Here is a 25,011-nt window from a genome sequence, read left to right as displayed (position 1 = left end):
AACGGGTGGCGCCGCCCCTCCGGGGACGCAATCGGGCCCCGCACACCTGGCGGTGTGCGGGGCCCGGGGGTACTGCGGGCGGCGGAACCTACTGGTTCTGGTTCTCGCCGCGGTAGAACTCGAACACCCAGCCGAAGAGTCCGACGAAGATGATCGGCGCCGAGAAGAACATCAGCCACCAGCCGAAGCAGATGCTCAGGAAGGCGAGCGCGCCACCGAACGCCAGGGACAGCGGCTGCCAGCTGTGCGGGGCGAAGAAGCCCAGCTCACCGGCGTCGTCGGCGACATCGGCGTTCTTGTCGTCCTGGGCACCGGCGTCCACCCGGCGCGCGGTGAACGCCAGGTAGTAGCCGATCATCACGCTCAGGCCGAAGGCCATGAAGAGCGCGGTGGTACCGGCGGCTTCCTTCGACCACAGGCCATAGACGATCGCCATGGCGAGGATGAAGACGGAGAGCCAGATGAACATCCGGCCTTGGATCTTCACTTGCCGGACTCCTTTCCGCCCGCGATGGCCCCGGCACCCACGGTCTCGAGCTCAAGGGCCGAGATCTCGGGGTGGTGCAGGTCGAACGCCGGGGATTCGGAACGGATCCGCGGCAGGGTGAGGAAGTTGTGCCGCGGCGGCGGGCAGGAGGTCGCCCACTCCAGCGAACGGCCGTAACCCCACGGGTCGTCGACCTCGACCTTCTTGCCGTACTTGGCGGTCTTCCAGACGTTGTACATGAACGGCAGGATCGACAGGCCCAGCAGGAAGGAGCTGATGGTCGAGATGGTGTTCAGCGTGGTGAAGCCGTCGGCGGCCAGGTAGTCCGCGTAACGGCGGGGCATGCCCTCGACACCCAGCCAGTGCTGCACCAGGAAGGTGCCGTGGAAGCCCACGAACAGCGTCCAGAAGGTGATCTTGCCGAGGCGCTCGTCCAGCATCTTGCCGGTGAACTTCGGCCACCAGAAGTGGAATCCGGAGAACATCGCGAAGACGACCGTACCGAAGATCACGTAGTGGAAGTGCGCCACCACGAAGTACGAGTCGGAGACGTGGAAGTCCATCGGGGGCGAGGCCAGGATGACGCCGGTCAGACCACCGAAGGTGAAGGTGATCAGGAAGCCGACGGCCCAGAGCATCGGGGTCTCGAAGGACAGCGAGCCCTTCCACATGGTGCCGATCCAGTTGAAGAACTTCACACCGGTCGGGACCGCGATCAGGAAGGTCATGAAGGAGAAGAACGGCAGCAGCACACCGCCCGTGACGTACATGTGGTGCGCCCACACGGTCACCGACAGACCCGCGATCGAGATGGTCGCCGCGATCAGGCCGATGTAACCGAACATCGGCTTGCGCGAGAAGACCGGGATGACCTCGGAGATGATGCCGAAGAACGGCAGCGCGATGATGTACACCTCTGGATGGCCGAAGAACCAGAAGAGGTGCTGCCAGAGCAGTGCTCCGCCATTTGCCGCGTCGAAGACGTGGGCACCGAACTTACGGTCCGCCTCCAGGGCGAACAGCGCGGCGGCCAGCACCGGGAAGGCCAGCAGGACCAGGACACCGGTCAGCAGGACGTTCCAGGTGAAGATCGGCATGCGGAACATCGTCATGCCCGGGGCGCGCATGCAGATGATCGTGGTGATGAAGTTGACCGAGCCGAGGATGGTGCCGAAGCCGGAGAAGGCCAGACCCATGATCCACATGTCGGCGCCGACGCCCGGCGAACGGACCGCGTCCGACAGCGGGGAGTAGGCGAACCAGCCGAAGTCGGCCGCACCCTGCGGGGTGAGGAAGCCGGCCACCGCGATCAGCGAGCCGAACAGGTAGAGCCAGTAGGCGAACATGTTCAGCCGCGGGAACGCCACGTCGGGCGCGCCGATCTGCAGCGGCATGATCCAGTTCGCGAATCCGGCGAACAGCGGCGTCGCGAACATCAGCAGCATGATCGTGCCGTGCATCGTGAACGCCTGGTTGAACTGCTCGTTCGACATGATCTGCGTGCCGGGACGGGCCAGCTCGGCGCGCATGAGGAGCGCCATCAGGCCGCCGATGCAGAAGAACGCGAACGACGTGACCAGGTACAGCGTGCCGATCGTCTTGTGGTCAGTGGTCGTGAGCCACTTGATCACCTGATTGCCGGGCTGCTTCTGGCGTACGGGCGGTGCTGCCGAGGCTGGTGCGGCGGCGGCACCCTGGGGTTCGTTGAGGATGCTCACTTGTTCTTGGTCTCCGCGTTCTTCGCGTGATCCGTCTGCGCGATGCCCGCCGGCTGGTAACCGGTCTGGCCCTTGGCCGCGAGCTCCTTCAGGTGCGCCCTGTACCGCTCAGGAGAGACGACCTTGACGTTGAAGAGCATCCGGGAGTGGTCCTGGCCGCAGAGCTCGGCGCACTTGCCCATGAAGGTGCCCTCGCGGTTGGGGGTCACCGTGAAGCTGTTCGTGTGGCCCGGGATGACGTCCTGCTTCATCAGGAACGGCACGACCCAGAAGGAGTGGATGACGTCCCGCGAGGTGAGGACGAACTCCACCGTCTCGCCCTTGGGCAGCCACATGGTGGGGCCGGGGTTGTTGTTCTGCGGATTCCGCGTACCCGGAGTGCCGATGTCGTAGACACCGCCCGCGTTCGCCGGAGCCTTCGCGAGGAACCGGTCCGGAATCGCGTCCAGCTCCTTGACCTCGCGCAGCGGCCGGCCCGCAGGCTGGCCGTCGACGTTCTCCAGGTAGTTGAACGCCCAGCTCCACTGGAAGCCCACCACGTTGACCACGTGCTTCGGCTTCTCGGGGTTGGTCAGAAGCTTGTTCTCGTCACGCGCGGTGAAGTAGAAGAGCACCGACACGATGATGATCGGGACCACGGTGTACAGCGCCTCGATGGGCATGTTGTACCGGGTCTGTGCGGGGATCTCGACCTTGGTCCTGCTGCGCCGGTGGAAAATGACGCTCCACAGGATCAGGCCCCACACCAGTACGCCCGTGGCGAGCGCAGCCGCCCACGAACCCTGCCACAGGGAGAGGATCCGCGGCGCCTCTTCCGTGACGGGAGTGGGCATTCCGAGGCGGGGGAAGTCCTTGGATGTGCAACCGGTGGCGGTCGCCAGGACAGCGCCCGCGGCCAGCGCCTGCAGCAGCTTCCGCCGCACCGGGCGCCGCGACGAGCGGTCGGAGCCGTTGGGACTCACGTAGCGCCTTCCCGAGAGTCTCGCCCGTGCGGCCGGCTGCGGCCGTCTCGCTGGTCGGTCGCCGGCCCGCTGCGGGCAGGGGTTTGGATGTTTATGCGGACCAAACCCTACTGGACGCTATTTGGGGCCGCGCGGGGAGGGTACCCAACGCGCCGCGTCACTCCCCGAAGAGGCGGAATCTGCTGATCCGGGGCCCGTCCGGCGGACCGTCAGATGGCCGCCGGACACCCGCCGCACATCGTGCGACCTGCGCGCTAGCGTGTGCTCCGTGCCGTACTTCGACGCCGCTTCCGCCGCTCCCCTGCACCCCGTCGCACGCCAGGCGCTGCTGGCCGCCCTGGACGAGGGATGGGCCGATCCGGCCCGCCTCTACCGGGAGGGCCGCCGGGCCCGGCTGCTGCTCGACGCGGCGCGCGAGGCCGCGGCGGAGGCCGTCGGCTGCCGCCCGGACGAACTGGTCTTCACTCCATCGGGGACACGGGCCCTGCATGACGGAATTGCCGGAGCCCTCGCCGGGCGGCGCCGGACCGGGCGGCACCTGGTGGTGTCCGCCGTGGAGCACTCGGCCGTCCTGCACTCCGCCGCCGTGCACGAGGCGGCCGGCGGAACCGTCACCGAGGTGGCGGTCGACCGCACGGGCCGGGTGGGCGCGGGTGCCTACGCGGCGGCGCTGCGGCCGGACACCGCGCTGGCGGTGCTGCAGTCCGCCAACCACGAGGTGGGAACGGTGCAGCCGGTGGCCGAAGTCGCCGAGGCCTGCCGGGAGGCGGGGGTCCCGCTGCTGGTGGACGCGGCGCAGTCGCTGGGCTGGGGCCCGGTCGAGGGCGGCTGGTCGCTGCTGACGGCGAGCGCCCACAAGTGGGGCGGCCCGTCCGGGGTCGGCCTGCTGGCGGTGCGCAAGGGAGTGCGGTACGCCCCCCAGCACCCCGCGGACGAGCGGGAGTCGGGGCGCGCGCCGGGCTTCCCCGACCTGCCCGCGGTCGTCGCGGCGGCGGCGTCGCTGCGGGCCGTCCGCCAGGAGGCGGCCGAAGAGGCCGCGCGGCTGCGGGCGTTGGTGGACCGGATCCGGGCCAGGGTCCCGGAGCTCGTGCCGGACGTGGAGGTCGTCGGGGATCCGGCGCGGCGGCTGCCGCACCTGGTCACGTTCTCGTGCCTGTACGTGGACGGGGAGGCGCTGCTGCACGCCCTGGACCGCGAGGGTTTCTCGGTTTCGTCCGGTTCGTCTTGTACGTCCAGCACGCTGACCCCCAGTCATGTGCTGCGGGCGATGGGGGTGCTCACCGAGGGGAACGTGCGGGTCTCGCTGCCGCGGGGGTCGACCTCGGAGGAGGTCGATCGATTTCTGGGGGTGCTGCCGGGCGCCGTCGCCGAGGTGCGGGGGGCGCTGGGCGCGCCGGCCGGCGATGTGGGTTCCCCTTCCGGGGAAGGGGAACTGATTGTCGACTCGCTGGGCAGGCGGTGCCCGATCCCGGTGATCGAGCTGGCGAGGGCCTTCGGCGACGTGGCGGTCGGGGGCCTGGTGACCGTGCTGTCGGATGACGAGGCCGCACGGCTCGACGTTCCCGCGTGGTGCGAGATGCGTGGCCAGGAGTACGTGGGCGAGCGGCCGGTGGCGGGCGGCGTCGCGTACACGGTGCGGCGCCGCGCCTGACACGGGGCCGGCACCACGGCGCCCCGTCAGGGGCGCGGGGAACTGCGCGAGCAACCACGACGCGCCCGCAGTCGAGATGCCCGGGGCTTCGCCCCGGACCCCTGGGGTGGTGCGTTACCTGCGGGCCGGTGGGGGCTGGTCGCGCAGTTCCCCGCGCCCCTTACGGGGCGCCGTGGTGCCGGCGGACAAGCCCCTGACGGCGGGCGAAGAACCCGGGGTGTGGGGGCGGAGGCCCCCACAAGCCTCAGCCCAAGTGGGCCCGCACCTCGGCGGCGGCCTCGTCGCCGTAGGCCTTCGTGAAGCGCTCCATGAAGTGCCCGCGCCGCAGCTCGTACTCCTGCGTGCCCAGCGTCTCGATGACGAGCGTCGCCAGCATGCAGCCCAGCTGCGCCGCCCGCTCCTGCGAGAGCTGCCAGGTCAGGCCGGCGAGGAAGCCGGCGCGGAACGCGTCGCCCACGCCGGTCGGGTCGACCTTGGCCTCCTCCTGGGCGCAGCCGACCTCGACGGTCCGGCCGCCCGCCGTCTCGATGCGCACGCCGCGCGAGCCCAGGGTGGTGATGCGGGTGCCGACCTTGGCGAGGATCTCGTCGCCCGTCCAGCCCGTCTTGGACTCGATGAGCGCCTTCTCGTACTCGTTGGTGAACAGGTACGTGGCGCCCTCGACCAGCAGGCGGATGTCCTCGCCGTCCATCCGGGCCAGCTGCTGCGAGGGGTCGGCCGCGAACGGGATGCCGCGGGTGCGGCACTCCTCGGTGTGGCGCAGCATCGCCTCGGGGTCGTCGGCGCCGATCAGCACCAGGTCCAGGCCGCCGACCCGGTCGGCGACGGGCTGCAGCTCGATCTGCCGGGCCTCGCTCATGGCACCGGTGTAGAAGGACGCGATCTGGTTGTGGTCGGTGTCCGTGGTGCACACGAAGCGCGCGGTGTGCAGGACCTCGGAGATGTGGACGGAGTCGGTGTCCACGCCGTGCCGGTCCAGCCAGGCGCGGTAGTCGGAGAAGTCCGCGCCGGCCGCGCCGACCAGGATCGGGCGCAGGCCGAGGACGCCCATGCCGAAGCAGATGTTGGGGCCCACGCCGCCGCGGCGGACGTCGAGCTCGTCGACGAGGAAGGAGAGAGAGACCGTGTGCAGCTGGTCCGCCACGAGCTGGTCGGCGAAGCGGCCGGGGAAGGTCATCAGATGGTCGGTGGCGATGGAGCCGGTGACAGCGATACGCACGACGGGTCTGCTCCCTGCGGGGCGAGGTGACATAACGAGAAAAACAGAAAGAGCCACACCACGTTACCGGGTGAAGGCCCTCGGACAAGAGGGCCCGATTCTCGCCTATGGGTGGGCAAATCTACCTATTAGTAGGTCTTTCTCGCAGCGGCACCCCGTGCGTACGGTGCGGATATGCCGAAGACTGTGAAGGACGTCACGCAGCACACCACCGAGCCCGAGTCGCTCGACGAGTTGCGCCGGGACTGCGCCCGCATGGCACCGCACTGGCCCGGCACCCGGACCCCCCGCCCCGCCCCCGCCCGGCGGCACACCCCGCTCTCCTCCATCCACGGGGTCTCCGTCCCGGCGGCCTCGGCCCGGCTGCTGGACGGGATGTCGGAATACGGCGACTGACCCGGGTGGAACCGCTCGCTCCTGCGCTCCGTCCAAGCGCCGTCCCCTTCACAGAGGACACGGCAGTACACACATTGAGCGGAGCGAAGGAGCGATGTGGTGAGCACCGAGGGCGCCACTCCCGGCAGCACCCCCGAGAAACCGCGGCGCAAGCACTCGCCGCTGGCGGTCGCATCGGTGGCCGCGGCCGTGCTGCTGGCCGGAGGAGGGGGCGCGTACTGGGCGTCCACCGCGGGGGGCGGCGGCGCGGACCGGTCCGGCGGGTCCGGAGACAGCTCCTCCCCTCCCCCGCTGGCCCTGGACGGCTACGGGCGGGCCGGCGGCGGTCCGCAGCAGGGCATCGCGCCGGGCGAGCCCGACCCCCACGGCGTCCGCTACCGGGCGGCGGGCAAACTGCCCGACGGCCCCCGCAACGCCCCGGTCTACCTGCCCGGGCGCGAGGTGACGCGCGACGAGGTGACGGCGCTGGCCACGGCGCTCAAGGTGCAGGGCACGCCCCGGCTGGCGAACGGCGTCTGGACCGTCGGGGACGCCCCCGACGCGTCGGGCCCCGCGCTCCAGGTGCACCAACAGGCGCCGGGCGACTGGTCGTTCACGCGGTACGGCACCCCGGGCGGCACGCACTGCGAGCATCCGCCGGGCGCCGGGCCGCAGCAGGAGGGCAAGGACGTTCCCCCGGTGACCTGCCCGTCCTTCCGTGATGGCGCGACTCCCTCCCCCGACTCCCCCGACCCGGCGGCCGCGGCCCCGGTGCCGGAGGACAAGGCGAAGAGCGTGGCGGCCCCCGTACTGAAGGCGCTGGGCCAGGACGGCGCGAAGGTGGACGCGCGCCGGACGTTCGGTGCGATACGGACGGTCGAGGCCGACCCCGTGCTCAACTCCCTGCCCTCCTCCGGCTGGCGGACCACGCTCCAGGTAGGGGCGGACGGGCAACTGGCGGGCGGCAGCGGGAAGTTGGAGCTGCCGAAGAAGGGGGCCGACTATCCGGTCGTCAGCGCCCAGCAGTCGCTCGACGCGCTCAACAAGGGCGAGGGAACCGGCAGTCCGGGCCCCGGCGGCTGCCGGACGATGACCCCGTTCCCCAAGGGCGAGGGCGCGGACGCCGAGGGGACACCGCCGTGTCCGGGCGGCATCCCGTCGAAGGCGGAGCCCGCGACGGTGCGCAGTGCGGAGTTCGGCCTGTCGGAGCAGTCCGTGGCGGGGCGGCCGGCACTGGTGCCGTCGTGGCTGTTCGGCGTGCAGCTGCCGGGCGGCGGCAACGACGGTGCGACGATCACCGTCGCCCAGCCCGCGGTGGACCCGAAGTTCATCGCCCGGCCCTCGCCGTCCCGTACGCCCGCCCCGACCGGGACGCCGCGGACCCAGTCGATGCACGTCGACTCGTACAGCGTGGCCGGGGACGACGGGAGGAAGCTCGTCCTGCACTTCTGGGGCGGGGTGTGCAACACCTACGCGGTGACGGACCGGGAGTCCGGGTCCGCGGTGTCGGTGAAGGTCACCGGCACGGAGAAGAACCCGGGCCGGCCCTGCGTGATGATGCTCAAGCAGTGGGACCTGCCGGTGACGCTGGACAAGCCGCTGGACGACCGGAAGGTCGTCGACGAGACGACGGGCGGGGCCCTGCGCAAGGCGTAGCGCCGCACAAAAGGCGAAGGCGGTTCCCCCGTCGGGGGCACCGCCTTCGTACGGTGAGGATCCGCGTCAGCTGAAGGAGTCGCCGCAGGCGCAGGAGCCGGTCGCGTTGGGGTTGTCGATCGTGAAGCCCTGCTTCTCGATGGTGTCGACGAAGTCGATCGAGGCGCCGCCCAGGTACGGGGCGCTCATGCGGTCGGTGACGACCTTGACGCCGTCGAAGTCCTTGACGACGTCACCGTCGAGCGAACGCTCGTCGAAGAAGAGCTGGTAGCGCAGACCGGAGCAGCCGCCGGGCTGGACGGCGACGCGCAGCGCGAGGTCTTCACGGCCTTCCTGCTCCAGCAGGCTCTTGACCTTGGCCGCAGCGGCGTCGGACAGAAGGATGCCGTCGCTCGCCGTGGTCTTCTCGTCCTGAACGGACATCTGCTTCACTCCCGGGTTCTTCTGCGGATGCTTGCGTCGCCTGCAACCGCTGCCGTCCCGGATTCATTCCGGGTCCTGACGGTGACTTCACCGGCTTTCATGCTCGCACACCCCGCGCGCGAACGGGAATGCGTCACATCGACGCAATCACCATCGTCAAAGTGACGCGAAGCAGCTATGATAGATAGCGTCAAATTGACGACAAGCCGACTGCGCCACAGTGCAGAGCGGCCGTCCGCAGAACAGAAAGGGTGCGTGACGTGACCACCGCCCAGCCCTTGGATGTCCAGCCCACCCCGCTCGCTCTCCTGCTGCTCGGCCGCGAGGCCGACCCCCGCAGCGAGCGGGGTGTGGAGTGCCCCGGCGACCTGCCGGCACCGTCCGATCCGGACCTGGTGGAGCGCGCCCGCGCGGCCAAGGCGAAGCTCGGGGACAAGGTCTTCGTCCTCGGCCATCACTACCAGCGCGACGAGGTCATCGAGTTCGCCGACGTCACCGGCGACTCCTTCAAGCTCGCGCGCGAGGCGGCCGCCCGGCCGGACGCCGAGTACATCGTCTTCTGCGGTGTGCACTTCATGGCCGAGTCCGCGGACATCCTGACCCACGACGGCCAGCAGGTCGTCCTGCCGGACCTCGCGGCCGGCTGCTCGATGGCCGACATGGCCACCGCCGAGCAGGTCGCCGAGTGCTGGGACGTCCTGACCGAGGCGGGCATCGCGGACGTCACCGTCCCCGTCTCGTACATGAACTCCTCCGCCGACATCAAGGCCTTCACCGGCAAGCACGGCGGCACGATCTGCACCTCGTCCAACGCCGAGCGGGCCCTGAACTGGGCCTTCGAGCAGGGCGAGAAGGTCCTCTTCCTGCCGGACCAGCACCTCGGGCGCAACACCGCCGTGCGCGACCTGGGCATGTCGCTGGAGGACTGCGTCCTCTACAACCCGCACAAGCCGAACGGCGGCCTGACGGCCGAGGAGCTGCGCGGCGCGAAGATGATCCTGTGGCGCGGCCACTGCTCGGTGCACGGCCGCTTCTCGCTGGACTCGGTCAACGACGTGCGCGAGCGCATCCCCGGCGTCAACGTCCTGGTGCACCCCGAGTGCCGCCACGAGGTGGTGTCCGCGGCCGACTACGTCGGCTCGACGGAATACATCATCAAGATGCTGGAGGCCGCCCCGGCGGGCTCCAAGTGGGCCATCGGCACCGAGCTCAACCTGGTGCGGCGGCTCGCGAACCGGTTCGCGAGCGAGGGCAAGGAGATCGTCTTCCTCGACCGCACCGTGTGCTTCTGCTCCACGATGAACCGCATCGACCTGCCGCACCTGGTGTGGGCCCTGGAGTCCCTGGCGGACGGCAAGGTCGTCAACCGGATCGAGGTGGACCCGGAGGTCGCCAGCTTCTCGAAGCTGGCGCTGGAGCGGATGCTCGCATTGCCGTAGGCGTTTCGGGGGGCCGCGCCCCGTAAGGGGCGCGGGGAACTGCGCGATCAGCCACGACGCTCCCGCAGTCGAAGCTCCCGGGGCTGCGCCCCGGACCTCTGGGGTGGTGCGTCGGCTGCGGGCCGGTGGGGGCTTGTCGCGCAGTTCCCCGCGCCCCTGACGGGGCACCTGGTCGCGCCCACACGGCGGAGCCGCTGGGGGCACCCCCAGCGGTAGCTGGGGGAGGAACAGCCCCGCGCCCCTTACGGGGCGAGGCCCAAGGCCTCAGCCGTGTGCCGGCCGCACCAGGCCCGACTCGTAAGCGATGACCACGAGTTGGGCCCGGTCACGGGCACCCAGCTTCGCCATGGCGCGGTTCACGTGCGTCTTCACCGTCAGCGGGCTGACCTCCAGCCGCTCGCCGATCTCGTCGTTCGAGAAGCCCCCCGCCACCTGCACGAGAACCTCCCGTTCCCGGCCCGTCAGGGCCGCAAGGCGCGCCGTCTCGCGCCGGGCGTCGGCGGGCGGCTCGCCCTGGGCGAGGAACTTCGCGATCAGGCCCTTCGTCGCCGCGGGCGACAGCAGCGCCTCCCCGGCCGCGGCGATCCTGATCGCCGCCAGCAGTTCCTCCGGCTCCGCGCCCTTGCCGAGGAAGCCCGACGCGCCCGCGCGCAGCGACTGCACCACGTACTCGTCGACCTCGAAGGTCGTCAGCATCACCACGCGCACGGACGCCAGCGCCGGGTCCGCGCAGATCTCCCTGGTCGCGGTGAGGCCGTCCGTACCGGGCATCCGGATGTCCATCAGGACCACGTCGGGCGTGTGCTCCCGGGCCAGGGCGAGGGCCTGTGCCCCGTCCGCGGCCTCCCCCACCACCCGCATGCCCGGTTCGGACTCCACGAGCAGCCGGAACGCGCTGCGCAACAGGGCCTGGTCATCGGCGAGAAGGACGCTGATCGGCTCGGTCATGGCGCCAGCCTAGGCGGGCGCCGACAGCGGCAGGGTGGCGCGGACCCGGAAGCCGGGGACGTCCCCGTCGCGCGGGCCCGCCTCGCAGCGGCCGCCGAGGGCGGCCGCGCGCTCGCGCATGCCGACGAGGCCGTGCCCGCCGCTCCCGGTCCCGTCGGCCGGGGGCCCGGCGCCGTCGTCCAGCACGGTCAGCTGCAGGCTGTCCGCGCCGCGCAGCAGGGAGACCTCGGCCCGGGCGCCGGGGCCCGCGTGCTTGTGCGCATTGGTGAGCGCCTCCTGGACCAGCCGGTACGCGGTGAGGTCCACGGCGGCCGGCAGCGGGCCGAGGACGGCGGCGGCCCCGGCGGCCTCGTCCGTCGCGCCCTGCCCGCCGGGCAGCGTCGAGACGGCCGCGACGGCCACCGGCAGCCCCACCCGCCCGAAGCCGTCGACGAGCCGGTCGAGCAGCCCGAGGCCGGGCGCGGGCTCGGTGGGGGCCTCGGGGTCCCCGTACTGGCGCAGCAGGCCGACCGTGGCGCGCAGCTCCTCCAGGGCCGAGCGGCCGGCCTCGCGGACGTGCGCGAGGGCCTGCCTGGCCTGCTCGGGGCGACTGTCCATGATGTGTGCGGCCACGCCGGCCTGGACGTTGACGAGCGCGATGTGGTGGGCGACGACGTCGTGCAGCTCGCGGGCGATGCGCAGCCGTTCCTCCGCGACGCGGCGGCGGGCCTCCTCCTCGCGGGTGCGTTCGGCCCGCTCGGCCCGTTCCTCGATCGCCGCGACGAAGGCGCGCCGGCTGCGGACCGCGTCCCCGGCGGCACCCGCCAGGCCGATCCAGGCCAGCAGGCCGAAGCTCTCCTGGGAGTACCAGGGCGCCGGGCCGAGGAGCATCACGGCGCCGGTGATGGCGATGACGGTCAGCACGGCGATGCGCCAGGCCGTGGACCGCTCGGTGCGGGCGGCCACGGTGCAGAGCGCCACGGCGGCGGCCAGCGCGACCTGGGTGTGCGGGGGCCCGTCCCGTTCGGCGACGGCGGCGGCGACCGTCAGCACCGAGGTGAGGCCGAGCACGGCACGCGGCGCGCGGCGGCGCCACACCAGGCAGCCGCAGGCGACGACGGCCAGGGTGACGAAGCCCGGTCCCGGCGGGTGCTGCCGGGTGTGCGCGGTGGCGTAGGAGCCGGTCATGACGAGCGCGAACACGGCGGCGGCCAGCAGCAGGTCGGCCGCGCGCGGGTGCGCGCGCAGCCAGCGGTGCGGGCCGGTGAGGCCCGAGGCGGTGAGAGCGGTCATGAGGGGTCCGTCGGCCGCGCCCCCGGTCCCGGGCGGGAACGGGGGCGCGCAGTGCCGGGCGGCCGGGGCGTCACCCCGGGATGAGGCCCTCGTCGCCGAGCATCTCGCGGACCTCCTCCAGGGAGGCGTCGGGCGACGGCAGGATCAGCTCGGAGGGCTCCAGGGCGTCGTCGGGCAGGGCCGTGCCCAGCCGGCGCACGGCGTCCAGCAGGCCCCCGAGCGTGCGCCGGAAGCCCTCCTCGTCGCCGCTCTCCATCTCGGCGAGCAGCTCGTCGTCCAGCGCGTTGAGCTCGGCGAAGTGGCTGTCGTCCAGCCTGACCTGGCCCTCCCCCATGATCCGCACGATCATGAGATCTCCCTCAGTGCTTGTCGAAGCGGGGGGTGTCCTGCGGCTGCGCCGCGTGGTTCTGGCCGGCGGTGCCGCCCTCGATGGCCTGCTTGGTGCCGCTGCCGCCCGCCAGCTCGGCCTTCATCCGCTGGAGCTCCAGCTCCACGTCCGAACCGCCCGAGAGGCGGTCCAGCTCGGCGGTGATGTCGTCCTTGGCCATGCCCGTCGGGTCGTCGAGCGCGCCCGAGGCGAGCAGCTCGTCGATGGCGCCGGCGCGGGCCTGCAGCTGCGCCGTCTTGTCCTCGGCGCGCTGGATGGCCAGGCCGACGTCGCCCATCTCCTCGGAGATGCCGGAGAAGGCCTCGCCGATCCGGGTCTGGGCCTGGGCCGCGGTGTAGGTGGCCTTGATGGTCTCCTTCTTCGTCCGGAAGGCGTCGACCTTGGCCTGCAGGCGCTGGGAGGCGAGCGTGAGCTTCTCCTCCTCGCCCTGGAGGGTCTGGTGCTGCGTCTCCAGATCGCTGACCTGCTGCTGGAGCGCGGAACGGCGGGTGAGCGCCTCGCGCGCCAGGTCCTCGCGGCCCAGCGCCAGCGCCTTGCGGCCCTGCTCCTCCAGCTTGGCGGACTGGTTCTGCAGCTGGTTGAGCTGGAGCTCCAGACGCTTGCGGGACGTCGCCACGTCGGCGACGCCGCGGCGCACCTTCTGCAGCAGCTCGAGCTGCTTCTGGTACGAGTAGTCGAGGGTCTCGCGCGGATCCTCGGCCCGGTCCAGGGCCTTGTTGGCCTTCGCGCGGAAGATCATCCCCATACGCTTCATGACACCGCTCATGGGCCTCGCGCGCCCCCTTCTGACCGACTTGAATCGGGCTTCGGCTCCGTCACACCTATCAGAACCCACAGTACGGGCCCTGCTTCCATTACCGCACTCCTCGGGCACCGATGCGCTCATCCTCCAGGACGATCACAAGGTCGCCGCCTCCGGCGCAAGGAGTAGAAGAGTCCCCGGGGTCCGGGGAGGGCAAGCCCGTCCTCCCGTACAGACGTCCGTCGTTGCCGGATCGTTCCCCTCCCGGCCGGTGCCCGGGCCCCGGAACCCGTACGCTTGGGTCCCGTGTTCCGAAGCCGTTCCACTTCCAAGGCCGACAAGGCCGACAAGGCCGAGCAGGCCGCCGCCAAGCCGGCCGCCGCCGACCAGTCCAAGCAGGCCCGTGACCCGCAGGCACCCAAGGGCCGCCCGACCCCGAAGCGCAGCGAGGCCCAGTCCCAGCGCCGCAGTCTGGCGAGCACGCCGGCCAAGGGCAAGGACGCCTCGAAGCGGGCCCGCGAGGCCCGCCGTGCCGACATGGCCCGCCAGCGCGAGGCCCTGGCCAACGGTGACGAGCGCTTCCTGCCGGCCCGTGACAAGGGCCCGGTGCGCCGTTTCGCCCGCGACTTCGTGGACGCGCGCTACTCGGTGGCGGAGTTCTTCCTGCCGCTGGCCGTGCTGATCCTGGTCCTGAGCATGATCAACCGCGGTGCGTTCCAGACGTACGTGCTGCTGGCGTGGATGATCGTCATCGCGCTGATCGTCATCAACTCCGCGATCACCGGCATCGCCCTCAAGCGCGCCCTCAAGCAGCGCTTCCCGGACGAGAACACCCGCGGTGCCGTCGCCTACGCCCTGATGCGCACCCTGCAGATGCGCCGGCTGCGGCTGCCCAAGCCGAAGGTCGCGCGCGGGGAGAAGCCCTGAGCGGCACACCGGCGGCGCCCTTCGGCAGTGGCGCACAGGGGTGGCTGAGCGGGCTCGGGGGGCTGCGGAACACCGTCCGCCAGGAGCTCGTCGCCCGCCAGGTCGACGAGCAGATAGCCGCCCGCTTCCCCGTGGGCCGGCGGCTGCGGATCCTCGACGTCGGCCTCGGCCAGGGCACCCAGGCGCTGCGGCTCGCGCGCGCCGGCCACGAGGTGACCGGCCTGGAGTCCGACCCCCTGATGGTGGCCACCGTGCGCGAGGCACTGGCGGCCGAGCCCGAGGGCATCCGCGAGCGGATGCGGGTCATCGAGGGCGACGGGCGGGACACCGGCGTGCACTTCCTGCCGGGCTCCTTCGACGTCGTCCTCTGCCACGGCGTGCTGATGTACGTGCCGGAGCCCGACCCCATGCTCGCCGGGCTGGCCCGGGTGCTCGCCCCCGGCGGCCTGCTCTCGCTCCTCGTGCGCAACGCCGACGCGCTGGCCATGCGGCCCGGCCTGGGCGGCGACTGGGAGACCGCGCTGGCCGCCTTCGACTCCCCCGCGTACACCAACCGCATCGGGCTGGAGGTGCGCGCGGACCGGCGGGAGACGCTCACGGCGACCCTCGCCGGCATCGGCGCCCCGCTCCACGCCTGGTACGGCGTACGGGTCTTCACCGACCGGGCCGCCGACGGGCAGGCCCCGCCGCAGGGCGCCGAGCTCGACCGGCTGCTGACGGCCGAGGAGCGCGCGGGCCGCACGGACCCCTACCGCGCGGTCGCGGCACTGCTGCATCTGTGCGGTGTGCGGGGCTGAGGCCGGGTGCGGGGAACACTCCCCGCATGAGCGTCTCGCGCCTCCGTCCCGCCGTCCCGGCCGTCTGCGCCCTGGCCCTGCTCGCCGGTTGTTCCGGCAGCGCCGGGAGCCCGTCGGGCGCGTCGTCCTCCTCGCCCGCCGCGCCCGTGCACATCACGGGTCCGGCGGGCGATCTGCAGGCCGCCTACCAGAAGGTGGTCAAGGACGTCCTCCCGTCCGTCGTCCAGATCACCACGGGGCAGGGCCTCGGCTCCGGGGTGGTCTACGACGACAAGGGCGACGTCGTCACCAACGCCCATGTCGTCGGCGACGCCCGGACGTTCAAGGTCTCCCTCGCCACCGGCGGCGACGCCCTGGGCGCCAAGCTGGTGGCCTCGTATCCCGAACAGGACCTCGCGGTCGTCCGGCTGGACGACGTCCCCAAGGGGCTCAAGCCCGCCGTGCTCGGGGACTCCTCGAAGGTCGAAGTGGGCCAGATCGTGCTGGCCATGGGCAATCCGCTGGGCCTGTCCAGCAGCGTGACCCAGGGCATCGTCTCGGCCGTCGGCCGGACCGTCAGCGAGGGCCGCAACGGCGGGGGCACCGGGGCGACCATCGCCAACATGGTGCAGACCTCGGCCGCCATCAACCCCGGCAACAGCGGCGGCGCGCTGGTGAACCTCGCCGGGCAGGTCATCGGCATCCCGACGCTCGCCGCCGTCGACCCGGAGCTGGGCGAGGGGGCGGCGCCGGGCATCGGCTTCGCCATCCCGGCCGGGACGGTCGGCAGGATCGCCGACCAGATCGTCAGGAACGGCCGGGTCACCGACTCCGGGCGTGCGGCCCTCGGCATCACCGGACGGGCCATCGTGGGCTCCGACTTCGCGCCCGCCGGGGTGGCCCTGGTGGCAGTCAACCCCGGCGGCCCCGCCGACAAGGCCGGGCTGCGGCCCGGCGACATCGTCACGCGCGTCGGCAAGGCCCCCGTCACCACGATGCAGTCGCTGGCCGAGGCGCTCGCCGGGCTCAAGCCGGGCGACCGGACGGAGGTGACCTACGTCCGGGACGGCGCCGAGCAGACGACGACGGTGACACTCGGGGAGATGTGAGGGGCGTGCGGCCCGGGTGCGCCGGGCCGCACGGGCCGTCAGCTCGCGTCGGCAGCCGCGCGCAGACTCATCGGCCCCTCATAGATCTCCTCGTCGTCCTCGAAGAGCCGCACCTGGTCCACCCCGCCCTCCAGCAGGGCCCGCCACTCCTCGCCGATCCAGGACTCCGCGTCGCCCTGGGTGGTGAACTCCTCCGGCTCCACGGCCGGCTCCACCTCCGTGCCGTCGGACTTCTCGAACCGCCACGTCCATGCCATGTCAGCCTCCCGGGCCTTGTGTACGCCACGTGTTGAGTCCTGCCGGGCGGCAGCCTAGGGCCTATCCGGCGGATCTTCGTCACGCGGGCGCCCCGTCAGGGGCGCGGGGCTGTTTCGATTTGCGGCTCCGCCGCGTGGGCACCTCCTGGGGGCACCCCCAGCGGTAGCTGGGGGAGGTAGCTGGGGGAGAAACAGCCCCGCGCCCCTGACGGGGCGCTGAACCGCGTCGCCGGGCGAGAAAGGGTGAGCCCCGCGCGCCCGGGGCGCGCGGACGCGAGACGATCAGGGCGTGGAACTGACTCTCCTCGGCACCGGAGCCCCCGACGGGCTGCCGCGCCCCGGCTGCCCCTGCGCGTGCTGCGCCGTCGCCACGGGCGGCGAGGCACGCGCCGCCACGGCACTGCTCGTCGACGGCGCGCTCCTCCTCGACCTCACCCCCGGCCCCGCGTTCGCCGCGGCCCGCGCGGGGCGCTCGATCGCGGGGGTGCGCCAGGTGCTGCTCTCGCACCCGCACGACGGCCCGGCCCTCGAACTCCCCGCCGGGCTGCCGGCGCCGGTGCGGGTGCCGGACGGGCGCGAGCTGTCGGTGATCAGCGGGCACCGGGTGCGGGCGCTGGCCGTGGACGCGCCGGGCACGGGGTACGAGGTGACGTCCCCCGACGGGGAGCGGCTGCTGTACCTGCCGCCGGGCGCGGCACCGGCCGGGCTGGGGACCGTTCCCGGCCCGTACGACATGGTGCTGCTCGACGTCCTGGACCGGCCCGACGCGCTGGCCCGGCTGCGGGAGGCCGGGGCGGCCGGGCCGACGACGGACGTGATCGCCGTGCACCTGGACCACGACGTGCCGCCCGGCCGCGAACTGCACCGGCGGCTGGCGGCCGCGGGCGCGCGGGCGGTCCCCGACGGCACCACGCTGGTCGTCGGCGACTACCACGAGGTGCCGGACCTGCCGCGGCGGACGCTGGTGCTGGGCGGGGCGCGCTCGGGCAAGTCGGTGGAGGCGGAGCGGCGCCTGGAGTCCTTCCCCGAGGTGCTGTACGTGGCCACGGGCGGCACGCGCGAGGGGGACCGCGAGTGGGCGGCGCGCGTAGCACTGCACCGCGAACGCCGCCCCGGGTCCTGGCGGACGGCCGAGACGTGCGACCTGGTGCCGCTGCTGACGGAGGAGGGCCCGCCGCTGCTCGTCGACTGCCTGGCGCTGTGGCTGACGGACGCGATGGACTCCGTCGGCGCGTGGGACGACGCGACCTGGGCGGACGGCGGCCGGGACGCGCTCGCCGCGCGCACCGCGGACCTGGTCGCGGCGGTCCGGGCCACGCGCCGCGTGGTGGTGCTGGTGAGCAACGAGGTGGGGTCCGGAGTCGTCCCCGCGACGTCGTCGGGCCGCCGCTTCCGCGACGAGCTGGGGCGGCTGAACGCCGCCGTGGCGGAGGAGTGCGAGCACGTCCTCCTGGTCGTGGCGGGGCAGGCCCTGCCTCTGCGGGGCGGTGCCGGTTGCGGTTAGGGCCCGTCCGGTGGGTCTTCGTGCCCCGTAAGGGGCGCGGGGAACTGCGCGACCGGCCACAACCGACCCGCGCCCGAGGAACCGCCGCTTGCGGCAACCCCCGCACGCAGTGCGAACCCCCCACCGTGCACCCGCCTTCCAGGCCCCCCGCAGGGGTAAGGTGTCGCGGATGAGCGGTCTGAATCTTGATGACTTCGCCTCCCTGATCGAGCGGCCCGACGCAGTCGTCCGGCGGGACGCCGAGGAGCGCCGGGAGCGCCTCGCCCCGCGCCCGGGAGCGCTGGGCCGGCTGGACGAGCTGGGCGAGTGGCTCGCCGCGGGGCAGGGCTCCGTGCCCGTGAAGCCCATCGAGCGGCCCCGGGTGCTGCTCTTCGCCGGCGACCACGGCGTCGCCTCCCTCGGTGTCTCCGGCGGCCCGGAGACCGGCGCGCAGGAGCTGGTGCGCGCCGCCCTGGCCGGGGAGAGCGCGGCCGCGATCCTGGCCCGCCGCTTCGGCGCCGGACTGCGCGTGGTCGACATGGCGCTCGACTGCGACCCGGACACCTTCCCCGAGGACGTCACCCGGCACCGGGTGCGCCGCGGCTCGGGCCGGATCGACGTCGAGGACGCGCTGACCGCCGAGGAGGCGGAGCAGGCGTTCCGCACCGGCATGGCCGTCGCCGACGAGGAGGCCGACTCCGGCACCGACCTCGTCGTCCTCGGCGACCTGAGCGTCGGCGGCACCACCGCCGCCGGCACCCTGATCGGCGCCCTGTGCGGCACGGACGCCTCCGTGGTCACCGGCCGCGGCAGCGCCGGCATCGACGACCTGGCCTGGATGCGCAAGTGCGCGGCCATCCGCGACGCGCTGCGCCGCGCCCGCCCGGTCCTCGGCGACCAGCTGCAGCTGCTGGCCGCCGTCGGCGGCGCCGACCTGGCCGCCACCACCGGCTTCCTGCTGCAGAGCGCCGTGCGCCGCACCCCGGTGATCCTCGACGGAGTGGTCGCGACGGCCTGTGCCCTGGTCGCCCAGCGTGTCGCCTTCCGGGGGCCGGACTGGTGGCTGGCGGGCCAGGCGAGCGGCGACCCGGCGCAGGCGAAGGCGCTCGACCGGATGGCGCTCAACCCCCTGCTCGACCACGGCGTCACTGTGGGGGAAGGGACAGGAGCCCTGCTCGCCCTTCCCCTGGTGCAGGCGGCTGCGGCCCTGGCGGCGGAGCTTCCCGAGCGTTCCTGAGGCAGGACCGGACCACGCCGCGCGCCAGGCCCCATACGATCGCTTTTCATGGGAGAGGTCCGCTTGACTCCGGATGAGGGCACCCGCGGCAGCACCTGGCCGCGGCGTGCCGCCGCCTTCGCCGTGTGGTATCTGCGCGCCGTCACGTTCGTCAACCTGTTGGGCGCGCTCTGGGTGTCCTTCGGTGCCGACGTCCGGCGGCACAACGTCGACGAGTTCTTCACGCCGTATCTGCTGTCGGCCGGCTTCTCGGCGACGGTGGTCTCGCTGTTCATGGCGATCACCCTGCGCCGCCGCAAGCGCGCGGCCTGGATCCTCAACCTGGTCCTGTCGGGACTGCTGTTGCTGATCCTGGTGCTGGTGATGGCCTTCCCCGAGTACCGCAGGCACGCCCTGAACTGGTTCTCGCTGGTGGTCACGACCCTGTTCGTGGCGGCCCTGGTGGTGGGCCGCAAGGAGTTCTACGCCAAGGGCGACCGCGCCAACCCCAAGCTGGCGGCCGCCGTGGCCACCGTCGGCCTGCTGGTCACCTCGCTGATCGCCGCCCTGCTGGTGACCGTCACCAACGAGGCGCACGACGAGTACCGCTCCACCTTCCTCGACCGCTGGCACTACGGCGTGATGCGCCTGGCCTACATCGCGGCCGACAACTCGCGCTACGCGGGCATCGCTCCCCCGGGCTGGGTCAACGTCGTCATCAACGTGATGAGCACGGTCCTGCTGGTCCTCGTGGTCTACGCGGCCTTCCGCTCCCGCCGGGCCACCGACCCGATCACCGCCGAGGACGAGGCCGGGCTGCGCGCCCTGCTGGACAAGCACGGCGACCGCGACTCGCTGGGCTACTTCGCGCTGCGCCGCGAGAAGAGCGTCATCTGGTCCCCGTCCGGCAAGGCCGCCGTCACCTACCGCGTGGTCGGCGGGGTCTCCCTCGCCTCGGGCGACCCGATCGGCGACCCCGAGGCCTGGCCCGGCGCCATCGAGCCCTGGCTGGCGCAGGCGCGCGAGCACGGCTGGATCCCGGCCGTGATGGGCGCGAGCGAGGAGGGCGGCACCATCTACTCGCGGCACGGCCTGGACGCCCTGGAGCTGGGCGACGAAGCCATCGTGGACACCGGGGAGTTCACCCTGGACGGGCGTGCGATGCGCACCGTGCGCCAGGCGTACAACCGCGTCAAGCGCGCCGGTTACACCGTCACCATCCGCCGCCACGAGGACATCCCCGAGCCGGAGATGGACCACCTGCTGCGCCGCGCCGACGACTGGCGCGACGGCGCCACCGAGCGCGGCTTCTCCATGGCGCTGGGCCGGCTCGGCGATCCGGACGACGGGCGCTGCGTGATGCTCGAGTGCTACGACACCCACGGCGAACTGCGCGCGCTGCTCAGCTTCGTCCCGTGGGGCCCCAAGGGCCTCTCGCTGGACCTGATGCGCCGTGACCGGGACTCCGAGAACGGCCTGATGGAGTTCATGGTCATCGAACTCCTGCAGCAGGCCCGCCGGCTGGGCATCCACCAGGTGTCGCTGAACTTCGCGATGTTCCGCTCGGTCTTCGAGCGCGGCTCGAAGCTGGGCGCGGGCCCGGTGCTGCGGATGTGGCGGTCGCTGCTGAGCTTCTTCTCGCGCTGGTGGCAGATCGAGTCCCTCTACCGAGCAAATGCGAAATACCGCCCCATCTGGGAGCCTCGTTTCATGCTGTTCGAGAAGAGCAGTGACCTGCTGCGGATCGGCATCGCCAGCGCCCGCGCCGAGGGCTTCCTGGAGGCGCCCGGCCTGCCCAAGTGGCTCAACCGGAAACACCTGGAGAGCCGACGTTGACGATGCGCGCGGCGCTGCGCCGCGCCGCGCGCACCGAGTGGGGTCCGCTGTACGAGGCGGTCCGGGGGGCGTTCGTCCGCAACCGGTTGCGGGCCGTCCCCATGACGCTCACCGCCGTCGTCCTCACCTCGCTCTTCCAGATCGTCCAGAACCAGCACTGGGGCTTCGAGCCCGTCCAGCGGCTCGGCTCCGTCCAGGCGCAACTGCCCTGGTGGCAGGCGCTGCTGCGGACCCCGCTGTCGCTGTTCGTCCCCGCGCTCGACCTGCCGGTGTGGGGTGCGCTGGCCCAGATCCTGATCGTCTTCGGCATCGCCGAGGCGTGCATCGGCAAGTGGCGCACCCTCGCGGTCTCGTACACCGCCACGCTCGCCGGGACCATGTACGCGCGGCTGGGCGTGGCCATCGGCCCGGGCTCGCCGCTGGGGCTGCCGCCGGAGGCCGCGAAGATCATCGACACCGGCCCGTCGGCGGCGGTGGTGGGCCTGGCGGTGTATCTGTCCTGGCGCTACCGCGCCTGGCTGACCTGCGCCGGCGTGGTGCTGGCCATGGTGGTCGAGGTGCTGGTCAAGCCCAATCTGGCGGGCAAGGAGCACATTGCCGCGGTGGCCGTGATGCTGGTGGTGTGCGGGGTGGACGAGGCCCGAAGACGCCGCAAGCCGCGCAGCGACGAGCACCGGGAGCGGGATCAGCGGTCCGGGGCCCCCGCCACCAGGTCGTGAAAGCGGCGCCGGAAGGCCGCCCAGCGCGCGTCGTGCCGGTAGGCGCGCACCCTCGCCCGGCGCCGGGCCCGCGGCCGGTTGCGGTAGAAGCGGCGGTACCAGGGCGACCCCGGCCGGGCCAGCCGGATCGCGCCCACCAGGGCCACCAGCGGAACGACCGCGCCGATCAGGGCGATCCGGGGTTTGCCCTTGGCGAGGGCGAACAGCGCGATGAGGAAGTTGGCCAGGGTGTTGGCCACCACGATGGTGCGGTTCTGCAGTTCGTCGGGGGTGAGCTCGTTGACCCCGAACGGGGAGAAGCCGGAGAGCACCAGCCCCACCAGGGCGGCCGTGAGCACCACGATCTCCACGCTCTTGCGGCCCTGTTCGGTCCAGTAGACGTCGTCCAGGTGCAGCACCAGCGCGAACTCGTCCAGCACCAGCCCCGCGCCGCTGCCGAACAGCACCGCCGAGACCGCCGCCCCGAAGCCCTGCCGGCTCGCGGCGACCGCGCCGAAGCCGCCGACCACCATCAGCACGATGCCCGGCACCACATGGTGCACGTGCAGCCCGCCGGGCCTGATGTTGCGGAAGGGGCCCTTGCCCGCCCGGATGAGACGGGTGATGACCCGGGTGACCAGGAACGTCAGCACGAACGCGGTGAGCGCGAGCAGCAACGGCAGCTTTCCGGGATCGACGATGTTGCGTGCCAGCCAGTGACCCATGGAAATCCGCTCCTGCAGTGCGCCCTTCTCCGAGAACTATGCCCTGAGCCGCCGGATAACCTGCCCGGATGCATGCGCCTGCCCCGGATCCCCCGCCCCGCGCCACCGTCGCGGACGCCCTGCGCTTCGCCTTCGGCACCCTGACGGTGCTGCCGGTCCCGCTCACCCGCTGGGACCGCGCCGCGGCCCGCGGCGGAATGCTCGCGGCACCCCTGGCCGGACTGGTCGTGGGCAGCTGCGCGGCGGCCTCAGGCCTGCTGTTGACGCTGCTGGGCGCGGGCCCGCTGCTCGCCGCCGTGGCCACGGTCGCGGTGCCCGCCGTGCTGACCCGGGGGCTGCATCTGGACGGGCTCGCGGACGTCGCCGACGGGCTCGGCAGCGGCAAGCCCGCCGCAGATGCGCTGCGCATCATGAAGCAGTCGGACATCGGCCCGTTCGGCGTGGTCACGCTGGTGCTCACGCTGCTGGGCCAAGTGGCCGCCCTGGCGCAGTCGTACGAGGCCGGTGCGGTCCGCGGCGCCGTGGCGGCCGTCGTGGCGGGGCTCGCCGCGCGCTGCGCGCTGACGCTCGCCTCCCGCCGCGGGGTGCCCGCCGCCCGCCCGGAGGGCCTCGGCGCCGCGGTCGCGGGCGCGGTGCCGGTGCCCGCGGCGCTGACCGCCACCGCCCTGGCCCTCTGCGCGGCGGCGGCGACGGGCGCACTGCTCGGCCCGTACGCGGCCCTGCACACGGCCGGCGCCCTGCTGTTCGCCCTGCTCGCCGCCGAACTCCTGCTGCGCCGCTGCCGCACCCGCCTCGGCGGCGTCACGGGCGACGTCTTCGGCGCCCTCGCCGAAACGGCATCGACAGCGGCACTCCTCGCAATGACACTGGCCTGAGCCCCACAGGGCGCTCAGGGAACCGCATGACAAGCCACATACGACCCGCAGCCGGGCGAGGCCCACGCAAACACGGCGCATACGATGCGCAAGGGCCCCGCGGGACGCGCTCGGCCGAAACTCAACGGAAGAGAGACTTCACCACCGTGACTGCTCTGACTCTCAGCACTTCCACAGCGGCGACGCTCCGCGCGGACGCCGTCGTCGTCGGCGTCGCCAAGGGCCCGAAGGGTCCCGTCGTCGCGCCCGGCGCCGAGGTCGTGGACCAGGCCTTCGACGGCAAGCTGGCCTCGGTCCTGGAGACCCTGGGCGCCTCCGGCGACGAGGGCGAGGTGACCAAGCTCCCGGCCCCGTCCGGCCTCAAGGCCCCGGTCGTGCTGGCGGTCGGCCTCGGCGAACTCCCCGCCAAGGACGAGGTCTTCACCGAGGAGGCCCTGCGCCGCGCCGCCGGCACCGCGGCCCGCGCGCTGGCCGGCACCAAGAAGGCCGCGTTCGCGCTGCCCGTCGAGGACGCCGAGTCCGCCGCCGCGATCGGCGAGGGCGCGCTGCTCGGCGCGTACTCCTTCACGGCCTTCCGCTCCAACGGCAACGGCAAGAAGAAGGACGACAAGGGCGGCCCGCTGGGCGAGGCCGCGATCCTCGGCGCCAAGCCGCGCGACAAGGCCTTCAAGGCCGCCGCCGAGCGCGCCGCGGCCGTGGCCGCGGAGGTCAACCGGGCCCGCGACCTGATCAACACCCCGTCCAACGCCCTCACCCCCAAGCTCTTCGCCGAGGCCGCCCAGGCCGCGGCCAAGGAGCACGGCCTCAAGGTCGAGGTGCTGGACGAGAAGGCGCTGGTCAAGGGCGGCTACGGCGGCATCATGGGCGTCGGCCAGGGCTCGGCGAACCCGCCCCGCCTGGTGCGCCTCGGCTACACCCACCCCCAGGCCGAGAAGACCCTCGCCCTCGTCGGCAAGGGCATCACCTACGACTCGGGCGGCATCTCCCTGAAGCCGGCCGGCCACAACGAGACCATGAAGTGCGACATGAGCGGTGCCGCCGCCGTGTTCGCCGCGGTCGTGGCCGCCGCCAAGCTCGGGCTGCAGGTCAACGTGACGGCCTGGCTGGCCCTCGCGGAGAACATGCCCTCCGGCACCGCCACCCGTCCGGGCGATGTGCTCACCATGTACAGCGGCAAGACCGTCGAGGTGCTCAACACCGACGCCGAGGGCCGCCTGGTGCTGGCCGACGCCCTCACCCGCGCCTCGGAGGAGAACCCCGACGCGATCGTGGACGTCGCCACCCTGACCGGCGCGATGGTGCTGGCCCTCGGCGACCGCACCTTCGGCGTGATGGCCAACGACGAGGCCTTCCGCACCGCGCTGTACGAGACGGCGGAGGAGGCCGGCGAGCAGGCCTGGCCGATGCCGATGCCGGCCGAGCTGCGCAAGACCATGGACTCCCCGGTGGCCGACATCGCCAACATGGGCCAGCGCATGGGCGGCGGCCTGATCGCCGGCCTCTTCCTGAAGGAGTTCGTGGGCGAGGGCATCGCCTGGGGTCACCTGGACATCGCGGGCCCGGCCTTCCACGAGTCCGCCCCGTTCGGCTACACCCCGAAGGGCGGCACCGGTTCCGCGGTGCGCACCCTGGTCCGCCTGGCGGAGCGCACCGCCGACGGCGACCTGGGCTGACCCGCGGCGCAGGATCCGCGGCCCCGGGAATGCGCCCGGGGCCGTGGCGCGTTCGCTCTCAACGAAAACGTACTTTTCTACGCACTAGTAACCTTCAAAGGTGACGCATCAGTCGCCGCTGAGGACCGCCCGGCGTCCCGCCCTCCGTCAACAAGT

General features: G+C 72.5%; 24 protein-coding genes. 13 read left to right on the top strand and 11 right to left on the bottom strand.

The genetic code is table 11. The annotated features are described in order from the left end of the window. Positions 1-88 precede the first annotated feature (88 nt). From ACMATS_RS27980 to coxB, 3 genes are read right to left on the bottom strand one after another with little or no spacing between them, the layout of a single operon-like run. Positions 89-487 carry a cytochrome c oxidase subunit 4 gene (locus ACMATS_RS27980; protein ID WP_336412627.1) on the bottom strand — a complete coding sequence of 133 codons (399 nt, stop codon included), beginning with the start codon at positions 485-487 and terminating at the stop codon, positions 89-91. Further along, the gene (gene ctaD / locus ACMATS_RS27975; protein ID WP_336412628.1) at positions 484-2,205 is read right to left on the bottom strand and encodes a cytochrome c oxidase subunit I; all 1,722 of its coding nucleotides are present in this window, start codon (positions 2,203-2,205) and stop codon (positions 484-486) included. Before ctaD ends, ACMATS_RS27980 begins: the two co-directional genes overlap by 4 nt. Then, positions 2,202-3,167 carry a cytochrome c oxidase subunit II gene (gene coxB, locus ACMATS_RS27970; protein ID WP_390777664.1) on the bottom strand — a complete coding sequence of 322 codons (966 nt, stop codon included), beginning with the start codon at positions 3,165-3,167 and terminating at the stop codon, positions 2,202-2,204. Before coxB ends, ctaD begins: the two co-directional genes overlap by 4 nt. 268 nt (positions 3,168-3,435) lie before the next feature. On the opposite strand from coxB, the gene ACMATS_RS27965 reads away from it, so the two are divergent. Beyond that, positions 3,436-4,818, top strand: a complete 1,383-nt coding sequence (locus ACMATS_RS27965) for a cysteine desulfurase/sulfurtransferase TusA family protein (RefSeq protein WP_414169478.1) — start codon at positions 3,436-3,438, stop codon at positions 4,816-4,818. Between the two features lie 244 nt (positions 4,819-5,062). Here the strand turns inward: ACMATS_RS27965 and ACMATS_RS27960 are convergent, their stop codons facing one another. Continuing rightward, the gene (locus ACMATS_RS27960) at positions 5,063-6,037 is read right to left on the bottom strand and encodes a carbohydrate kinase family protein (RefSeq protein ID WP_414169477.1); all 975 of its coding nucleotides are present in this window, start codon (positions 6,035-6,037) and stop codon (positions 5,063-5,065) included. A gap of 174 nt (positions 6,038-6,211) precedes the next feature. Between ACMATS_RS27960 and ACMATS_RS27955 the strand changes: the two genes are divergently transcribed. Together ACMATS_RS27955 and ACMATS_RS27950 are read left to right on the top strand one after the other, a co-directional pair. Further along, entirely contained in the window at positions 6,212-6,433 is a 222-nt protein-coding gene (locus ACMATS_RS27955; RefSeq protein ID WP_414169476.1) for a hypothetical protein, read from the top strand. 99 nt (positions 6,434-6,532) lie between these two features. After that, the gene (locus ACMATS_RS27950) at positions 6,533-8,068 is read left to right on the top strand and encodes a hypothetical protein (RefSeq protein ID WP_414169475.1); all 1,536 of its coding nucleotides are present in this window, start codon (positions 6,533-6,535) and stop codon (positions 8,066-8,068) included. Between the two features lie 66 nt (positions 8,069-8,134). Here the strand turns inward: ACMATS_RS27950 and erpA are convergent, their stop codons facing one another. Beyond that, entirely contained in the window at positions 8,135-8,491 is a 357-nt protein-coding gene (erpA, locus tag ACMATS_RS27945; RefSeq protein ID WP_336412634.1) for an iron-sulfur cluster insertion protein ErpA, read from the bottom strand. Positions 8,492-8,751: 260 nt separating this feature from the next. Between erpA and nadA the strand changes: the two genes are divergently transcribed. Beyond that, positions 8,752-9,930, top strand: a complete 1,179-nt coding sequence (gene nadA, locus ACMATS_RS27940; RefSeq protein ID WP_390777669.1) for a quinolinate synthase NadA — start codon at positions 8,752-8,754, stop codon at positions 9,928-9,930. Positions 9,931-10,194: 264 nt separating this feature from the next. Here nadA and ACMATS_RS27935 read toward each other — a convergent pair whose 3' ends face one another. The 4 genes from ACMATS_RS27935 to ACMATS_RS27920 all read right to left on the bottom strand — a co-directional run bounded on the left by ACMATS_RS27935 (position 10,195) and on the right by ACMATS_RS27920 (position 13,304). After that, entirely contained in the window at positions 10,195-10,878 is a 684-nt protein-coding gene (locus tag ACMATS_RS27935) for a response regulator (RefSeq protein ID WP_390777670.1), read from the bottom strand. Between the two features lie 9 nt (positions 10,879-10,887). Continuing rightward, positions 10,888-12,150 (bottom strand): sensor histidine kinase, encoded by a 1,263-nt coding sequence (locus ACMATS_RS27930; protein WP_414169474.1) that lies wholly within the window; start codon positions 12,148-12,150, stop codon positions 10,888-10,890. A 70-nt stretch (positions 12,151-12,220) separates the two neighbouring features. Continuing rightward, a complete protein-coding gene (gene pspAA, locus ACMATS_RS27925; RefSeq protein WP_336412638.1) occupies positions 12,221-12,499 on the bottom strand; it encodes a PspA-associated protein PspAA in 279 nt (92 codons plus the stop codon). A 10-nt stretch (positions 12,500-12,509) separates the two neighbouring features. Further along, positions 12,510-13,304 carry a PspA/IM30 family protein gene (locus tag ACMATS_RS27920; protein WP_336412639.1) on the bottom strand — a complete coding sequence of 265 codons (795 nt, stop codon included), beginning with the start codon at positions 13,302-13,304 and terminating at the stop codon, positions 12,510-12,512. Positions 13,305-13,586: 282 nt separating this feature from the next. On the opposite strand from ACMATS_RS27920, the gene ACMATS_RS27915 reads away from it, so the two are divergent. Genes ACMATS_RS27915 through ACMATS_RS27905 form a run of 3 tightly spaced genes read left to right on the top strand, consistent with a single transcriptional unit; the run spans position 13,587 to position 16,092 of the window. Then, positions 13,587-14,207, top strand: a complete 621-nt coding sequence (locus ACMATS_RS27915; protein ID WP_414169473.1) for a DUF3043 domain-containing protein — start codon at positions 13,587-13,589, stop codon at positions 14,205-14,207. A 44-nt stretch (positions 14,208-14,251) separates the two neighbouring features. Next, on the top strand, positions 14,252-15,004 hold the full coding sequence (locus ACMATS_RS27910; RefSeq protein WP_390777959.1) for a class I SAM-dependent methyltransferase: 753 nt from the start codon (positions 14,252-14,254) through the stop codon (positions 15,002-15,004). Between the two features lie 26 nt (positions 15,005-15,030). Beyond that, a complete protein-coding gene (locus tag ACMATS_RS27905; protein ID WP_414169472.1) occupies positions 15,031-16,092 on the top strand; it encodes a S1C family serine protease in 1,062 nt (353 codons plus the stop codon). Between the two features lie 38 nt (positions 16,093-16,130). Here the strand turns inward: ACMATS_RS27905 and ACMATS_RS27900 are convergent, their stop codons facing one another. Continuing rightward, positions 16,131-16,349 (bottom strand): hypothetical protein, encoded by a 219-nt coding sequence (locus tag ACMATS_RS27900; protein WP_336412642.1) that lies wholly within the window; start codon positions 16,347-16,349, stop codon positions 16,131-16,133. A gap of 289 nt (positions 16,350-16,638) precedes the next feature. Between ACMATS_RS27900 and ACMATS_RS27895 the strand changes: the two genes are divergently transcribed. The 4 genes from ACMATS_RS27895 to ACMATS_RS27880 all read left to right on the top strand — a co-directional run bounded on the left by ACMATS_RS27895 (position 16,639) and on the right by ACMATS_RS27880 (position 21,603). Beyond that, the gene (locus ACMATS_RS27895) at positions 16,639-17,853 is read left to right on the top strand and encodes a bifunctional adenosylcobinamide kinase/adenosylcobinamide-phosphate guanylyltransferase (protein ID WP_414169471.1); all 1,215 of its coding nucleotides are present in this window, start codon (positions 16,639-16,641) and stop codon (positions 17,851-17,853) included. Positions 17,854-18,022: 169 nt separating this feature from the next. Then, positions 18,023-19,069, top strand: coding sequence for a nicotinate-nucleotide--dimethylbenzimidazole phosphoribosyltransferase (gene cobT, locus ACMATS_RS27890; protein ID WP_390777675.1), 1,047 nt, complete (start codon positions 18,023-18,025; stop codon positions 19,067-19,069). 48 nt (positions 19,070-19,117) lie between these two features. Next, positions 19,118-20,884 (top strand): phosphatidylglycerol lysyltransferase domain-containing protein, encoded by a 1,767-nt coding sequence (locus ACMATS_RS27885; protein ID WP_390777676.1) that lies wholly within the window; start codon positions 19,118-19,120, stop codon positions 20,882-20,884. A 2-nt stretch (positions 20,885-20,886) separates the two neighbouring features. Continuing rightward, a complete protein-coding gene (locus ACMATS_RS27880) occupies positions 20,887-21,603 on the top strand; it encodes a hypothetical protein (RefSeq protein ID WP_336412678.1) in 717 nt (238 codons plus the stop codon). Here the strand turns inward: ACMATS_RS27880 and ACMATS_RS27875 are convergent. Continuing rightward, positions 21,570-22,307 carry a hypothetical protein gene (locus tag ACMATS_RS27875; RefSeq protein WP_390777677.1) on the bottom strand — a complete coding sequence of 246 codons (738 nt, stop codon included), beginning with the start codon at positions 22,305-22,307 and terminating at the stop codon, positions 21,570-21,572. The two genes, ACMATS_RS27880 and ACMATS_RS27875, sit on opposite strands and share 34 nt — an antisense overlap. A gap of 68 nt (positions 22,308-22,375) precedes the next feature. Between ACMATS_RS27875 and ACMATS_RS27870 the strand changes: the two genes are divergently transcribed. Continuing rightward, a complete protein-coding gene (locus tag ACMATS_RS27870; protein ID WP_414169470.1) occupies positions 22,376-23,182 on the top strand; it encodes an adenosylcobinamide-GDP ribazoletransferase in 807 nt (268 codons plus the stop codon). A 146-nt stretch (positions 23,183-23,328) separates the two neighbouring features. Next, complete coding sequence (locus ACMATS_RS27865) at positions 23,329-24,855, top strand: leucyl aminopeptidase (protein ID WP_414169469.1); 1,527 nt, start codon at positions 23,329-23,331, stop codon at positions 24,853-24,855. Positions 24,856-25,011 lie beyond the last annotated feature (156 nt).

Origin of the sequence: Streptoverticillium reticulum (genome assembly GCF_047456005.1) — a bacterium.
Classification (GTDB): Bacteria; Actinomycetota; Actinomycetes; order Streptomycetales; family Streptomycetaceae; genus Streptomyces; species Streptomyces reticulum.
The sequence above is the reverse complement of the archived record's forward strand: the minus strand, read 5'-3'. Positions and strand labels throughout refer to the sequence as shown.

Bases quoted from the DNA above. Each gene is read 5' to 3' on its own strand.
- ACMATS_RS27955 (WP_414169476.1), top strand. From the start codon at position 6,212: ATGCCGAAGACTGTGAAGGACGTCACGCAGCACACCACCGAGCCCGAG.
- ACMATS_RS27875 (WP_390777677.1), bottom strand. From the start codon at position 22,307: ATGGGTCACTGGCTGGCACGCAACATCGTCGATCCCGGAAAGCTGCCG.
- ACMATS_RS27935 (WP_390777670.1), bottom strand. From the start codon at position 10,878: ATGACCGAGCCGATCAGCGTCCTTCTCGCCGATGACCAGGCCCTGTTG.
- ACMATS_RS27880 (WP_336412678.1), top strand. From the start codon at position 20,887: ATGCGCGCGGCGCTGCGCCGCGCCGCGCGCACCGAGTGGGGTCCGCTG.
- ACMATS_RS27900 (WP_336412642.1), bottom strand. From the start codon at position 16,349: ATGGCATGGACGTGGCGGTTCGAGAAGTCCGACGGCACGGAGGTGGAG.
- ACMATS_RS27870 (WP_414169470.1), top strand. From the start codon at position 22,376: ATGCATGCGCCTGCCCCGGATCCCCCGCCCCGCGCCACCGTCGCGGAC.
- ACMATS_RS27905 (WP_414169472.1), top strand. From the start codon at position 15,031: ATGAGCGTCTCGCGCCTCCGTCCCGCCGTCCCGGCCGTCTGCGCCCTG.
- ACMATS_RS27920 (WP_336412639.1), bottom strand. From the start codon at position 13,304: ATGAGCGGTGTCATGAAGCGTATGGGGATGATCTTCCGCGCGAAGGCC.
- erpA (WP_336412634.1), bottom strand. From the start codon at position 8,491: ATGTCCGTTCAGGACGAGAAGACCACGGCGAGCGACGGCATCCTTCTG.
- cobT (WP_390777675.1), top strand. From the start codon at position 18,023: ATGAGCGGTCTGAATCTTGATGACTTCGCCTCCCTGATCGAGCGGCCC.
- ACMATS_RS27885 (WP_390777676.1), top strand. From the start codon at position 19,118: ATGGGAGAGGTCCGCTTGACTCCGGATGAGGGCACCCGCGGCAGCACC.
- ACMATS_RS27930 (WP_414169474.1), bottom strand. From the start codon at position 12,150: ATGACCGCTCTCACCGCCTCGGGCCTCACCGGCCCGCACCGCTGGCTG.
- pspAA (WP_336412638.1), bottom strand. From the start codon at position 12,499: ATGATCGTGCGGATCATGGGGGAGGGCCAGGTCAGGCTGGACGACAGC.